Origin of the sequence: Vibrio neptunius, assembly GCA_019339365.1 — a bacterium.
Classification (GTDB): Bacteria; Pseudomonadota; Gammaproteobacteria; order Enterobacterales; family Vibrionaceae; genus Vibrio; species Vibrio neptunius.
The window spans coordinates 1,359,323-1,374,431 of sequence record CP079860.1 but is presented as its reverse complement, the minus strand read 5'-3'; the positions used below and the strand labels follow the sequence as shown (position 1 = coordinate 1,374,431).

Annotated in this window: 14 protein-coding genes; 3 read left to right on the top strand and 11 right to left on the bottom strand. The window is 43.9% G+C overall.

Annotated elements, in window-relative coordinates:
• Window positions 1-116: 116 nt before the first annotated feature.
• From KW548_23075 to KW548_23035, 9 genes are all read right to left on the bottom strand, one after another.
• Window positions 117-854, bottom strand: coding sequence for a transporter substrate-binding domain-containing protein (locus KW548_23075; protein QXX08501.1), 738 nt, complete (start codon window positions 852-854; stop codon window positions 117-119).
• 98 nt (window positions 855-952) lie between these two features.
• Window positions 953-1,684, bottom strand: a complete 732-nt coding sequence (locus tag KW548_23070; GenBank protein QXX08500.1) for a transporter substrate-binding domain-containing protein — start codon at window positions 1,682-1,684, stop codon at window positions 953-955.
• 415 nt (window positions 1,685-2,099) lie between these two features.
• Complete coding sequence (gene rplT, locus KW548_23065) at window positions 2,100-2,453, bottom strand: 50S ribosomal protein L20 (GenBank protein ID QXX08499.1); 354 nt, start codon at window positions 2,451-2,453, stop codon at window positions 2,100-2,102.
• 41 nt (window positions 2,454-2,494) lie between these two features.
• On the bottom strand, window positions 2,495-2,689 hold the full coding sequence (gene rpmI, locus KW548_23060) for a 50S ribosomal protein L35 (protein ID QXX08498.1): 195 nt from the start codon (window positions 2,687-2,689) through the stop codon (window positions 2,495-2,497).
• Between the two features lie 105 nt (window positions 2,690-2,794).
• A complete protein-coding gene (gene infC, locus KW548_23055) occupies window positions 2,795-3,346 on the bottom strand; it encodes a translation initiation factor IF-3 (GenBank protein ID QXX09514.1) in 552 nt (183 codons plus the stop codon).
• Window positions 3,347-3,349: 3 nt separating this feature from the next.
• Window positions 3,350-5,278, bottom strand: coding sequence for a threonine--tRNA ligase (gene thrS / locus KW548_23050; protein ID QXX08497.1), 1,929 nt, complete (start codon window positions 5,276-5,278; stop codon window positions 3,350-3,352).
• A 230-nt stretch (window positions 5,279-5,508) separates the two neighbouring features.
• Window positions 5,509-6,690: a hypothetical protein gene (locus tag KW548_23045; GenBank protein ID QXX08496.1), complete on the bottom strand. Its 1,182-nt coding sequence runs from the start codon at window positions 6,688-6,690 to the stop codon at window positions 5,509-5,511.
• Between the two features lie 253 nt (window positions 6,691-6,943).
• Window positions 6,944-8,548 carry a methyl-accepting chemotaxis protein gene (locus KW548_23040; protein QXX08495.1) on the bottom strand — a complete coding sequence of 535 codons (1,605 nt, stop codon included), beginning with the start codon at window positions 8,546-8,548 and terminating at the stop codon, window positions 6,944-6,946.
• A gap of 277 nt (window positions 8,549-8,825) precedes the next feature.
• Window positions 8,826-9,266, bottom strand: a complete 441-nt coding sequence (locus KW548_23035; protein QXX08494.1) for an Lrp/AsnC family transcriptional regulator — start codon at window positions 9,264-9,266, stop codon at window positions 8,826-8,828.
• 146 nt (window positions 9,267-9,412) lie between these two features.
• Between KW548_23035 and KW548_23030 the strand changes: the two genes are divergently transcribed.
• Entirely contained in the window at window positions 9,413-9,997 is a 585-nt protein-coding gene (locus tag KW548_23030) for a LysE family translocator (protein QXX08493.1), read from the top strand.
• 96 nt (window positions 9,998-10,093) lie between these two features.
• The gene (locus tag KW548_23025; GenBank protein QXX08492.1) at window positions 10,094-10,864 is read left to right on the top strand and encodes a siderophore-interacting protein; all 771 of its coding nucleotides are present in this window, start codon (window positions 10,094-10,096) and stop codon (window positions 10,862-10,864) included.
• A gap of 40 nt (window positions 10,865-10,904) precedes the next feature.
• Here the strand turns inward: KW548_23025 and KW548_23020 are convergent, their stop codons facing one another.
• Window positions 10,905-12,017, bottom strand: coding sequence for a DUF481 domain-containing protein (locus KW548_23020; GenBank protein QXX08491.1), 1,113 nt, complete (start codon window positions 12,015-12,017; stop codon window positions 10,905-10,907).
• Window positions 12,018-12,288: 271 nt separating this feature from the next.
• Here KW548_23020 and KW548_23015 point away from each other — a divergent pair, with 271 nt between their 5' ends.
• Window positions 12,289-14,118, top strand: coding sequence for an MFS transporter (locus KW548_23015; GenBank protein ID QXX08490.1), 1,830 nt, complete (start codon window positions 12,289-12,291; stop codon window positions 14,116-14,118).
• Here KW548_23015 and KW548_23010 read toward each other — a convergent pair.
• Window positions 14,095-14,979, bottom strand: a complete 885-nt coding sequence (locus tag KW548_23010; protein QXX08489.1) for a LysR family transcriptional regulator — start codon at window positions 14,977-14,979, stop codon at window positions 14,095-14,097. The genes KW548_23015 and KW548_23010 overlap by 24 nt on opposite strands.
• Window positions 14,980-15,109: the final 130 nt, after the last annotated feature.

Here is a 15,109-nt window from a genome sequence, read left to right as displayed (position 1 = left end):
ATCGACTCCGCTTGCAGTGAACAATACACTGATGGGTGGGTCGAGGCTTTACTCAAGCCTCTTGTTTATTTATGCAGATGAACTCATAAAGTGAGCCCCCTTTTCTATCTTGAAACTTAGTCCTTTAATCCATACAGTACGTGCAGTGCTTCCAGCTTACCTTCCGCATGATTTTTAAAGTAGTTATTTAGAATCGAGATGATCTTTTCTGCTTCGGGGTGATCTTTTCTAACCGCAGCGTGGAGTGGGGTTGAGTCAAAATAGGCTTTACTAAAGTAGAGTTTATCTTTTGGTATCCTCATTCCATGTGCTGTCCACCTTCCCACCGCTTCGTCAGCCACGAGCACATCGACTTTGTTGGCCATTAGGTAACGGATGCTATTGGGTAAATCTAAGGTGTGGACAGGAATGATATCTTTGTGCTCTCGCAAGTTGTTGGCGTATGCATAATCATTAATTAGCGCAATTCTCATTCCTCGCAAACTATCGGCTGATTGATACTCAAATGGTGCCTCGCTACGAGAGATAAAGACCATATCATTATTCGTATAAGGCTTGCTAAAGAGAAGGAATTTCTCTCTCTCCTCGCTTTTCCAGAGGGAAACAATGACGTCATTTTGCCCCGTCCTAGTCTCTTTGAGTACCCTTGTCCAGGGCTTTATTGAGAACTCTAGCTCGTATCCGGCTGACAGTAATGCATCGGCAACAATATCATGGGCAACACCACTGCCTTGCACAGAATTCATAATGTAAGGTGGCCACAAATCCTGAGATATTTTTAATGTGGCAGCCGTCACCGTCTGGCTCCAAAACAACAACAAGGTAAGGGTGAAGTGTGACCACTTAAAGTACATGACAAAGTTCCTCAAAGACTAATATGAGTGGATGATGTTGCGACATTTTGTTTCGGCCCATAATGTCACCCTAATCGTATTCAGGTTGGAAATGCACACTATTCGTACTTTTCAAAAATGGCGGAGATCCGCCCCGACTGTTGGAGCACTTTCAAGCCTGAATTAAAAGCCGAAATGATCTGCTCTTTGTTGGGATGATCGCGACTCGTCGCTATGTATAAGGGGTTTGCAGCTAACGGTTTATCAATCAGAGCAAATTCATCAATTTCCATGCCGCTATTCCTTATAAACCAGCGAAAAAAGATCTTATCTGCCACTAACGCATCAATTCTTCCGGTTTTAAGTTTCTTAACGTTGGTCGCTAAATTGTCTGCATCTAAACGATCAAAGTCATTGGAATGCATAAAAGCATCGTCATAGGCATAGCCCCGAATGACACCGATTCTTTTACCAGTCAGACTTTTTAAATCTTCGTAATCAAACGTATTGCTCTTAAGCGTCACAAAAATCAGTGAGTTGGTTAGGTAAGCGTCACTGTAGTAGAGGTACTCCAATCGCTCACTGCTTTTCCACACCGTGAGAGCAATATCATAGCGTTGGGTTGCCACTTCTCGTAAGGCACGGCTCCATGGCTTAATCGTATACTTCATATTGTAGCCTTGCACAGCAAACGCTTCTTCTACAATCTCATGTGCCAGCCCTTTGACATCATGTGAATCAATCACATAGGGTGGCCACTCGTCCTGAATAGCCCAGACGACCTTCGCACTTACTGTTACTTGGGCGAACAATAAGTACAATGTTAACCCAATAATAATTCGCACAATCATGATCTGATCTCATCAAATACACTTCTAGAGAGTGTAGTCGATGTTGCGTAAGATTGTTCGATCGGCATGGTGCGGCTCTCACCTCGTTGCTTGATCAGAACGCCAACCTAGAACGGCATAGACCCACCCATTGATGCGATCGAATAGCCACATAGGTATTAAACGAGTAAGGATTTTTACTCACCAAATTCTGTTTAGGCCGCAGCAATATCTACGCCCAATCAACCAGATTCAGTCTAGGGAGTTAAATATAGCCATCACTGATTGGAGAAAAATAGGCAACATTAAAACATCTTGTCGATGGTTCAACAGTAATACCGATGGGATTGGCGATATTGAATGAAATGTGGGAATGATAGCAACAAAAAAGGAGAGCCGAAGCTCTCCTTTTCTTAATCCTAATCACTAACTCTAATTAAAGAGCAGCTTTCGCTTTCTCAACTAGAACTGCAAATGCAGCCTTGTCGAATACCGCGATGTCAGCAAGGATCTTACGATCGATCTCGATAGATGCTTTCTTAAGACCGTTGATGAAACGGCTGTAAGATAGACCATTTTGACGAGATGCCGCGTTGATACGTGCAATCCATAGTTGACGGAATTGACGCTTCTTGTTGCGACGGTCACGGTAAGCGTATTGACCAGCTTTAGTAACTGCTTGGAAAGCTACGCGGTAAACACGTGAACGTGCACCGTAGTAACCTTTAGCTTGTTTTAGAACTTTCTTATGACGTGCACGAGCTTGTACACCACGTTTTACGCGAGGCATTATGCTTCTCCTAAACTAAACGATAAATAAACTAAAAAGAATTAAGCGTATGGCATCATACGAACAACTGCAGCCACTTCACATTTTGGAAGGATTGCGTTTGGACGTAGTTGACGCTTGTTCTTAGTAGTACGCTTAGTCAGGATGTGACGTTTAGTAGCGTGCTTAAACTTAATACCACCAGCAGTTTTCTTGAAACGCTTAGCAGCACCTTTGTTGGTTTTCATCTTAGGCATGATGAATAACTCCGCATTGTAGTAGTTTAATAAACATGTAATCAGGGCGAATAAAGCCCTGCCGTTTTGAAAAACGGCAGGATTTAATTACTTGTAAGCCGTTAATTACTTCTTCTTAGGGGCAAGCACCATGATCATCTGACGCCCTTCGATCTTCTTAGGGAAAGATTCCACTACTGCTAAATCAACAGTGTCTTCCTTAAGACGATTTAGAACATCAACACCGATCTCTTGGTGTGCCATTTCTCGGCCACGGAAGCGAATTGTTACCTTCACTTTGTTGCCTTCTTCAAGGAAACGCGTCAGGTTGCGTAGTTTTACCTGATAGTCTCCAATATCAGTTCCAGGACGGAATTTAACTTCCTTAATCTGAACCTGTTTTTGCTTCTTCTTCTGCTCTTTAGCAGACTTGCTCTTCTCAAAGAGGAATTTACCGTAGTCCATTACTCGACATACTGGTGGCTCAGCGTTTGGACTAATTTCTACTAGATCCATACCCGCTTCTTCAGCTGCTGCAACCGCTTCTTGAATAGAAACAACGCCAACTGATTCACCATCAGCGCCAGTCAAACGAACTTCACGAACGCCACGAATTTCACCGTTTAAACGATGAGCATTTTGTTTGGCCGGTACTTGGCCGCGTCTTCCGCCTTTAATAGTTTATTCCTCCAGATTGAGCTTACGGCTTGAGATCTCGTCTTGGATGTAAGAAATAAAGTCATCCACTTTAAACTTGCCAAGATCCTTGCCTTTACGGGTACGTACTGCAATCTCTCCGGCTTCCATCTCTTGGTCGCCACAAACCAGCATATACGGTACACGCTTCAAAGTATGTTCGCGGATTTTAAAGCCTATCTTCTCATTTCTCAAGTCCGCTTTAGCTCTAATTCCACATTTTTGTAGTTTTTGGGCCACTTCCTGAGCATAATCCGATTGCTTATCAGTAATATTCATAATTACTGCTTGCTCCGGAGACAGCCAAGTCGGGAAGAAACCGAAATATTCTTCAATCAGAATACCAATGAATCGTTCTAATGACCCTAGGATAGCGCGGTGAATCATGACAGGAACTTGACGTTCGTTGTTTTCATCGACGTAGGTCGCACCCAAACGGCCTGGTAGGTTGAAGTCTAGCTGAACCGTACCACACTGCCATGCACGGTCTAAGCAGTCGTGCAGCGTAAATTCAATTTTAGGGCCGTAGAAAGCACCCTCGCCTTCTTGAATCTCGTATGGAATATCCATCGCTTCAAGAGACTGTTTCAACGCTTCTTCAGACTGATCCCAGATTTCATCTGAACCCACACGCTTTTCTGGGCGAGTAGATAGTTTAACGACGATATTATCAAAACCAAATGTCTGATATGTATCGTAAACCATCTTGATACAGCTAGTGACTTCGTCTTGAATCTGACTTTCAGTACAGAAAATATGCGCATCATCCTGAGTAAAGCCTCGAACACGCATAATGCCGTGTAGCGCACCAGAAGGTTCGTTACGGTGACAAGAGCCAAATTCCGCCATACGTAGCGGTAGATCACGGTACGACTTAAGACCTTGGTTGAAGATCTGAACGTGGCCAGGACAATTCATTGGCTTAAGTGCATAGTCACGGTTTTCAGAAGCCGTTGTAAACATGGCTTCTGCGTATTTGTCCCAGTGACCAGAGCGTTCCCATAAAACACGGTCCATGATTAGTGGACCTTTCACTTCCTGATAACCGTATTCAGTCAGTTTTTCACGAACGAATACTTCCAGATCACGGAAGATAGACCAGCCGTTGTGATGCCAGAAGACCATACCCGGAGCTTCTTGCTGCATGTGGAATAGGTCTAGCTGTTTACCGATTTTACGGTGGTCACGCTTTGCCGCTTCTTCTAAACGAGTAAGATGCGCTTTCAGTGCTTTTTTGTCGTGGAATGCCGTGCCGTAGATACGTTGAAGCATCTTATTGTCACTGTTACCACGCCAGTATGCACCTGCTACGTTCAGTAGCGTAAAATGCTGACAGAAACCCATATGCGGTACGTGTGGACCACGACACATATCGATGTATTCTTCATGATGGTAAAGACCCGGACGATCATCACGAGAGACGTTTTCGTCCAAGATTTCCATCTTGTATGTTTCACCGCGAGCTTCAAATGCATCGCGTGCTTCCTGCCAGCTGACCTTTTTCTTGATAACTTGGTATTTGGTCTTAGCCAGTTCTTTCATGCGCTTTTCGATCTTCTCGAGATCTTCTTGCGTTAGAGAGTGCTCAAGGTCAATATCGTAGTAGAAACCATTATCGATAGTTGGACCAATCGCCATTTTCGCTTCCGGGAAAAGCTGCTTGATCGCGTGACCAAGTAGGTGAGCACATGAGTGGCGAACGATTTCTAGACCATCGTCTTCATCTTTAGCTGTGATGATTTCTAGGCTTGCATCTTGTTCGATAAGATCACATGCATCAACACGGTTACCATCAACACGACCAGCGATGGTTGCTTTAGCAAGACCAGGACCGATAGATTGTGCGACATCAAGAGTAGAAACAGGGTTGTCAAATTGACGCTGACTGCCGTCAGGAAGAGTAATAATAGGCATTTAACTATCCTTTACAGTGGTGTTGCACACCAAGCAACACTTGATTTGTTTATATTTCTTTATTTAACATAGAGTTAAATGTAAGAAAAAATGAAAATTTAATCATTTGGTACACTTTTAGGTACAAATACAGATGAACCTCTCAATGAACCAAGTCGGGCATACTAAAACATTCTGGGCGAAAAAGACACCATCAACTGAATATCACTCAAAATCGTCAGTAAAAGCAATCAATTGAAACCTGTCGGGCAATGCTGAGCAACCATTTGCCGATACTGAAGCACGCTGGCCTGAAAAACAGGGTCTTGCAGGTGAGGGGCATCTGAAAGGGTATCAATTTCGTGTGGGTCGGGGTTTAGTTGTAAATACTCCAGTAAAGCTCGTAAATAATCCCTATTGAGGAGGCTGTTGACGGCGTATATGGTTCGCCCACTATTAGTATCTGTATAGGATGAGCTAACATAGGCGTTAGTATTTGTATTAAGCAGTTGCTGTAACGCTGGTACATTACTTGGCCCGGACCAAACGCTGTCATGAGCTGACTGAGCGATATTGCCCGCAAACTGGTCATTCTGGCTGGTGGTGAGACTTAGCCGACCTGAAAAGTTAACGGTGTGCCCTGCAATACCATTGGTTATGCCATCTGACATCAGTGGGTGATATTTGATAAAGACATTATCTTGATTGCTGGCTATGTCGATTGATCCTGACGTCGTGAAGCCATTCTGAGCGACATAATAAAACTCTCCTGCAGAGCAGGAACGCCGCGTAACTAAAGGTGTCATAAAAAGATACTGGTCAGGGAAGTAAGTCTGTACCAATGGCCCGTTAAACGTATAAGTATAGGCACCACCTCCTGTATCCCAAGAACCTAGAGCTGGTGAAGTGACGTCACCCAACTTATAGAAACGACAACCTACTAGAGCAGGGTTAATGACTTGACATAAGTTGCTAGTGTTAACATGTCCGGCATATGCATCAGCATTGTCATCGAATGGATCTTTGATACCAAAAACTGGCAAATCCAACACCGTCCGACGACCATCACTTTGAGCAACACCATTGACAGTGATATTGCCTTGGGAGTTTTCGTCTCTGAGAAACTGAAGAGTCATTTGGCAGGTCTGCGACGTGGCAAGCTCCGCTCCCTGACATTGGTCATCACTCACTGAAAACCCAACCGCTAAACCTGATGTGTCTGTCGTGATGTTCAACCGATCCGAACTGGTGTTCTCTACAGTTAATATAGTCTCTCTAAGTCCATCCACATTGATCAAGGCGCGTCCCTGATTGGAATCGCGATAAGATAACGTTGAGGACGTACTAGATGGCTGAGTTGTTTCGCCACTATCGCCATCGCCACCGCAAGCCGATAAAAATAGCGACAACAACAGTACCCATATATATTTCATTTTTATTTACCGCCCTAAAAAATTGACCGCCAATATTAAAGCGGTGCTTTTCTCGGTCAAGGAAAAATGACATTTTCCCTCAACATTGAAGGCTTACCACCGTAATCTGCGCATATTCATACAACGATAAACACAATAGGCATAGAACAATAATTATATTATATCAATTAAATTAATAACCAACCACGCAACGATAGATAAAGATGATTGTTTTTTTCCATTAAAACGTAAATCAAACTCATACACAATTCATTTAAAGCTTAAAGAAATCGAGTTTAGTTTTCTGTTTCTCCACCAATTTAGCTAAGGTCGTGCTAGCCATAGTACTTTGGCTCGTTGCTTCTACGTTTTCGCAAACCAGAGATAGCATCGTGGTAATGTTATCGTTAATATTCTGAGCCACTAGAGAATTCTGTTCAGTCGCGGTGGACACTTTCAGGTTGAGTTGATTGATGTCGGACACTGATTGCGTTATGCCCATCAAAGCTTCACTGACTTGATGTGAATGACTGTTGCTACTGGCTAACAAATCTAGGCTGCTCTGCATGCGTTCGTTAGCCAAATTAGCTTGGTGCTGGATATCTTCTATGATGCTTTGAATCTTAGTGGTTGATTCCTGAGTGCGCCCAGCCAGCATCCGAACTTCATCTGCAACTACAGCGAACCCGCGACCAAGTTCGCCAGCTCTCGCCGCCTCAATGGCGGCATTCAGTGCTAATAAGTTGGTTTGTTCTGAGACATTCTTTATCACCTCTACCACAACATTGATATTCTCTGACTCTTTTTTCAGTATGAGTATCACCTCTGCTGCACTGCCAAGCGATTGACTCATCTGCTGATTCACTTGCTGACTTTGTTGAAACACATTCAGCCCTGACTGAGCCAATTGGTCTGCTTGCTGAGCAGTGGTATCTGCTAATTGCACATTACCGCTTAAATGCTGAGAAGCGCCCGTCAATTGAGCGATTGAGGTCACAACATCTTCCATCTCCTTCAACTCTAACTGGGCGTTGCTTTCGGTTTTGCCGACAGCAGAAGTCAATTGTGTGGAGGCGATAGACACTTCTTCACTTATCTGTCGCAGCGCTTGCACGGTCGAATGTAACCGACTGACTGTTTTGTTAACATCTCGACTCAATTGGGCAATTTCGTTGCGTCCCTTAGCGTCTAAAGACACATTCAGATCGCCTTCCGCGACATCGCTTACCGCCATGCGCAGCGTCAATATTGGCTTCACAATGATGCCCGACAACCACCAAGCTAAAAGTAGAGACACGACCAACAGAGTAAATACCATGATGGTTGCCGTCTTTTGAACTGCTTGGTAGTTAGTCTGGTTCTCTGTTGTCATCACCTCTGAGAAGTGTCCAATCTTTTTCGACATCTCCTTGAGCAATTTTGTCATCTCATCAACATTAGCGCCGAGCTGAGTAATGAAAGTCTGTTGCTGTGGTTCATCGTCAGTGCCACTTTTCCCCTGCCTCACGACGTCAAAGAATTGGGTTGATAGTGCGACATAGCGAGCTAAGGTTTCACGGATCTTCTCAATATCCTCAGCAAACGTTTTTCGCTCCATCATCATGGAGAGATGAGCTTCTATCTGCGCTATCCTCTCTTCGACTTGAATCTGGTTATCGGCGTCAATAGGCAGTATACGCAATGAGTAAATTTCATCATTAATTTGGGATAAGGTATCTTTATAGAAAATCAAAGATTGAGTATTCACTGCTGAGTTTTTCTGCACATTGGCCAAATTATTATTGGTCACCCCAAAAGAGAGCAATAATAAAATCGCTGCCAAGACGACAGGGGAGATAACCTGAGCACGAATAGACATGTTGTTTAAGAGCAGAGTCACTGTTTCGATCCCTTGTGAGAAATTAATATAATATAAATTTTTATAGACTAATAACTATCGGCACAATGACAGGTTGGACGAATTTATAGATATTTTATACTTATTTATCAGAAAGGCAGTGCACACTAAAAGTGTCTTTACATAATCAATATTTAAAATAGAACGTCAACTCTATTTCATTGTTTAGACAACAAGTCTTTCACAAAGATAGATGACATTCCTTGTTGTCAATATGTTTTACAATCAACTCAGAATATTAAATCATACGCCTGTTTAATTATCTTTGATCTTTTGGAGAATCCATGACCACCATAGTCGTAATTGCATTGACCTGAGCGCACTCACCTAATACATCGGCATGGAATTTTTTATAACTGGTTAGATCTTCGGTTTCAACCCGCAACAAGTATTCATTTGCACCAGTGATATTGTGGCATTCAACAACTTGATCGACAAACCGAACATGCTGCTCAAACTCGAGCTGGGCTTGCCGACGATGGCTCGCTAACCCAACCGACACATATGCGATAAAACCAACCCCCATCTGGGTTCGGTCAAGAACAGCTCGGTAGCCTTTAATCATCCCCTGTCGTTCGAGTTCTTGTACCCGTCTTAATGTCGCCGAAGCAGATAAACCAATTCTTTCAGCAAGTGTCACATTGGCTATTTTCCCGTCACTTTTAAGCTCAAGCAATATTCTTTCGTCAAACTTGTCCATAACGCCTCTCTATTGTGCAATTTACGCCTATGTTTCGAATAAAAGCACAAAATTGCGTTCTATTCCACCTATTATAGAACTTGACCGGTCAGACAATTTATTTAATTGAGCAATCTTTTCCACCCAATAAATTAAGGGATATTATTATGGAATTAGAACAACTGAGCGCTCTGGTGCTCTTTGCCTTTGTCTCGACCTTCACTCCGGGACCTAACAACATCATGCTGATGACATCAGGCGCAAATGTGGGCTATAAACGCACGTTACCCCATATGTCAGGGGTGGCTTTTGGGTTTGCCTTCATGGTGATGTTGGTCGGTCTTGGGTTGACTGGTATTTTTGAAGCCTACCCTGTTACTCACCAAATTCTTAAGTATGTCAGCCTAACATACCTAGGTTACCTGGCGATTAAAATCGCCCTGAGTGGCAAAGCAAAGGACGTCGAAAACTTTAAGCCAATGACGTTTTTGGCCGCAGCCAGTTTTCAATGGGTGAACCCTAAAGGTTGGTCCATGGCACTCAGCTCTGTCACTTTGTACAGTAACGGCGGCGGTTGGCTGGAGCTGTCTATCATCGCCTCCACCTTCTTATTGGTCAACTTCCCATCGGGAAGCTTCTGGATCATTGCAGGGCGAGAACTCCAGCGCTGGCTAACAAGCAATATAAGAGTGAGAAGTTTTAATATGCTGATGGCTGCGCTATTGGTTGGTTCAACCTTGCCGATGCTGTAAGCAGGCATTCCAATGTAAATATTGTTAAAGATACTGTCCGGCCGAAGAAAGAGCTGTTAATCTAAATGCGAAAGAGAATAGTTATCGAGTAGAAATATGAATAAGCCATCAGCAAAACAACTCACCGTCCAGTCAACACAGACTATTACTCCAAACATGCAACGGATTACGTTGCATGGCTCCGAGTTAGCTGAATTTCCAGTCGACTGTGTCGGCGGCTACATCAAACTCTTGTTTAATCAACAAGGTGGTACCGATTTAACTCAACTAGGCGAAGAACAACGTCCAGTAATGCGAACTTACACTATTCGTCAGTTTGACCCTGTATCCTGTACCCTTGAAGTCGACTTTGTGCGCCACATCACGGAAGATTTGCAGTGTGGTTTTGCCGCACGTTGGGCAATGAACACTCAGGTTGATGATGTCATTTCTATCGCGGGGCCTGGTTCAATCTCTACGATGAACCTTGAGGCTGACTGGTTCTTTATGGTCGCCGATATGACCGCTTTGCCAGCTTTGAGCGTTAAAATTCAAAGTCTACCTGAACAGGCTATCGGTTATGCGGTTATTCAAGTCAACTCAGAACAAGACCGCCAGCCGATTAATGCACCAGAAAACATCAAGATTATTTGGCTTAAAGCCTCACAGTCTCTTGCAGAGCAAATCCAAGGCTTGCCTTGGCTGGAAGGCGAAGCATCTGTGTGGTGTGCATGTGAATTTGATTCAATGCGCCAACTAAGACAGTACTTCCGCAATGAAAAGGAAGTAGATCGTGAAAATATCTACATCAGTAGCTATTGGAAAAAGGGCGTATCAGAAGACGGCCATAAAGTCATCAAACGGCAAGACGCAGACGAGAATCAATAATCAAAAAAGCGAAGCGAACTAGCTTCGCTTTTTGGTTTGATTAGATTTCATAACTCAGACCAAAATTGATTTTATAGTCATCGTTTTCTGGTACGACACCGTCTGAATCTGCCTTGGTTTGAGATACGTGTTCCCAGCTGGCTTTGATACTGAACTCTAGGTCACCGACCACGTCAATATCAAACCCAAGATCATTTTTATGGCGCATGCCACCCGCATCATTACTTGCCCAGTCAAGGTTATAGGTATAGTTGAAATCGATGTCCTTAGTCAATTCATACTCAAAGTTCGATTCCAAGGTTAAAATCGTACTGCTGGCACTGTCTTCCTCTCCAGCTGCTACGGTCGAGAACTCACTGTATTGCATACCTGGGCCAATCGATACGTCCCATTCTGCATCTGTATTAGCAACGAAAAAATAGCCCACTTGCATTGAAGCATTGACTTGATATGCCAAGTTTTGAAATTCGTCACTCAGTGCTGAAAACTTGATTGGTCTGAAGAAAAGTCGATTGTTGATATAAATATCGTAAGAGCCGTCAAACTGGCTCTTCTGAGCCGTTTTTTCTTTGTTGGATTCAGACACCTCATGACGTGCATTAAGCTTGGTTCTCGACTCGACCGTATTTCGCTCAGCCTCGACTTCACCCAGCATTGAAAACTCATCAGTGTTACCTTTGCTAATATCTAGGCCTAGGAACAAGTCAGCGGTCCAATAGTCAGAGTCCTTTTCAGCCCCTCGATAAATGGAAACCACTTGAGCTACGGGGAAAGACTGCTCCTGATCGCCTTTTTTTAGATAGAGTTTGTTGTCTCTAATAGACAAATAACCATCATGAATATCACCTTCAGCTGTACGAATAGTGAAATAACTTGCCGTTTCAAGCACAGATACATCTTCAAGTTCAATTTCCTGATCGCCAAGATCATCACTGTCGAACTCGATTTCTTGATCGTAAGAGTTTGATTCCTTCTTTACTGTCCCTGTCAACTCACCTTTCAGTACCTCGCCAGATTTCAGCTTTATCCAGTCATCGCTTGCGTCGATATAAACCGTCTGACTATTAAGCGCTTTGACCGGCTCTTCCGCTGCAACAACATGAGGCTGGGCAACTGCGGCGGTTATACAAAAAGCCGTTAGTTTACGTTTCATCTGCACCTTTCCGTCTATGGGAACGCGTCTCAATGCGCATAAGATAATGAGACAACTGAACTTCAATGTCAGAAGCGAGACAAGCGATTGTCAATGTTATTGGCCACGAGGCTTAAGCAAGATCATAGAAAAACGAAGCTATTTCACCTCAGCATGCCACATCCATCAAGTAGCCACTGAGTCAATACAAGGATCCATCTATCAACCAAATCACAACACTGCATTTACAACTCACTTGTAAATAGCTCTTTTTGCTTTTAAATCAAAGGTTATGACTATTGCAGCAACACTCAGACCACTAACACTACTCTTCATCAGCTCATTTTTGCTGATGGGTAGCCATGGCTTGAGCGGTATCCTACTCCCTGTTTCGCTTGCAGAGGCTAATATCACTATCCAGTCGATTGGCTTCGTCCTCTCCATGTACTCTGTCGGATTTCTGCTAGGAGCGATCCTAGCCAAACGCATTCTGCGCAACATTGGCTTAGTACGAACTTTTGCTATGTGCGGCAGTCTTGGAGCCAGTGCGATTCTTATTATGGGATTGAATTCCGACGTCTGGATATGGGCAATAATGCGCGCGGTGATGGGCTTTTGTATTGCCTGTGCAACGACCACTTTAGATACGTGGTTTAATAGTGTGTCGACCGAGTCCAATCGTGGAAAAATTCTTGCTTTTAATCAAGTGGTTATCCTCAGTGCGATTACGCTCGGTCAGTTTGGTCTCGCCATCGCTCCGCCAAATGAAACCACGCTTTTTGTTCTATGCGGCGTACTTTTTAGTATTTCTGTTACCCCTGTGGTGTTCATTTCTCAGTTCGAGCCAGAAATCGAGCAATCAGATTCCATCCCTCTCAAGTCCATTTATCTGCTTTCTCCGCTAGGGTTTGTCACCTGTTTTGTGTGCGGCATCCTATACTCGACCGTTGCTAACATGCTGCCCATTTACGCCGACGGCATTGGTATTACAGGCTTCCAGCTTTCCGTTTTCATGGGGGCAGCCACGGCTGGCGGAATTTTGCTGCAATTACCCATGGGATATTTATCTGACCGGTTTGAGCGACGTAAAGTCATACTTGGAGGCTGTTTTGCACTCGCAGTGGTCAGCTTTGCTTTGCCCGTTTCGATTGAATGGCAATGGACATTCACACCACTGCTTCTGGTTGCAATGACGATGGGGTTGATCGCCTGTCTTTATCCTCTAAGCATTTCAGAGACGTTTGACCGTGCGATAAAATCACAACTGGTCTCAGTTTTATCCGGCTTACTGTGTGTTTACGCACTCGGGTCAATTATAGGCCCTTACACTGCTTCAGTATTAATGGAGCGACTAGATGATAGCGCACTGTTTACGTTCCTCATCATGGTGGATTTAGGGCTGATCATATTTACCATTTATCGAATGTCGGTCCGCGAGGCACTACCAGTGGAAGAACAGGAAAGTTTTGTGATGCACACCCCTGCATCCATTCACGGAGATCTAGACCCACGAACTGAATATCAGGAAAGTTCGATTTACGTTCAAGAGGCTCTAGAGAAAATCGAAGCGCTAGCGGCATCACACCCATCCAATGCTATTACTTTTATTCGTCGTCTTGCTAGCAAACAACCGGAATGGGCGGTGTCTATTGCGGAGCGAGCAGCGCAGATCGACAATATTGATACTGTTGTGCTTTTCAGAGCCATCACTTTGACCAATCCAGAGCTGTCCGTAGACATAGCGAAGCGTTTAGCGGAATCTGATGATAACCAGATAGAAGAACTCGTTGAATGGTTGGTGGAAAAAGAGCCCGAGAATGCGATGTCTGTCCTAGCGGCGATTACCGAGTCTATGGACAATACACCAATCAAAGTGATTGAAACACTCGCAGAGCATGACCCAGACAAGCTTATCGAAGTCAGTCAGGAACTGGTAGCAAATATGGTGGAAACCAATAGCAATTTACGGCCTGCTGACCGCGAAGAAAGTAAACTAACTGAATCCGTCGAGGAATGGGTCAATGCTGTCTCAGAAACCGCACCAGAACGAGCTGAAGAGATCGCGGAAATAGTCGAGCAGTCGATTCAGGAAGCAGATTTAGATTCCCATGCTTCCTCCTAGTTTATCCGCCAGAAAATCAATCAAAAGTCGTACTTTAGGCGACAAATTTCTATTCTGAGGGTAAAGTGCCCAAATGCCTTCCCTGTTGTCACGATAGTCAGACAATACTTCAATCAGTTCGCCACCATCCAACCCTTTTCTCACATAATAATCAGGCAACTGAACTAAACCTAACCCGCGCTTAGCCGCATTCAATAAAGCCGACCCAGAGTTACAATGAATACGTCCGGAAACTCGCAGCGATTTTTCTCGTTTGCTCTCTTTAAAGCGCCAATAATCAATAGAGCCAACCAAACATTGGTGATTCTCCAGTTCAGATAAAGTATGTGGTTCACCATAGCGCGCTAAATACTCAGGGCTACCGCACACATAAAGTTGACGGCTAGATAATCGTTTCGCTACCAAGCTGGAATCCTGCAACCGACCCAACCTAATCGCCACATCCACACCCATTTCGATCAGATCGACTTTTTGGTTTGTTAAGTTCAGCTCTAAGTCAACCTGAGGGTAAGACTCAAGAAAATCGAACAATAGTGGTGCCAGGTGTGTTTCACCATAGGTTACCGGTGCCGTCACTTTGAGTAACCCTTTGGGAGTGGATTGCATTTGAGTCACGGCAAGCTCGGCTAACTCTAGTCCTTCGACCAAATGTTTGCACTGTTGGTAATATACCTGCCCCGCTTCAGTGATCGAGACTCTCCGAGTTGTACGATTAAGCAGCTTAACAGCAAGTCTTTCTTCCAACGCAGAAACACGCCTGCTGATCTGTGCGACAGACGTATCGAGTTTCTTCGCTGCCGTAGTAAATGACTGCGTTTCTGCGACCGCGACAAATTCACTCACGCCATCCCAATTAGCCATAATAATTCTCCCAAAAAGTCGGACAGCAAGCTTATCATTATTACAAATATGTAAAAATCATTTTCATTTAATCGGGATTATCTTCATTAAAGAAATATATAAAATAGCCTCTAGCCAAACGAAGCTGCGA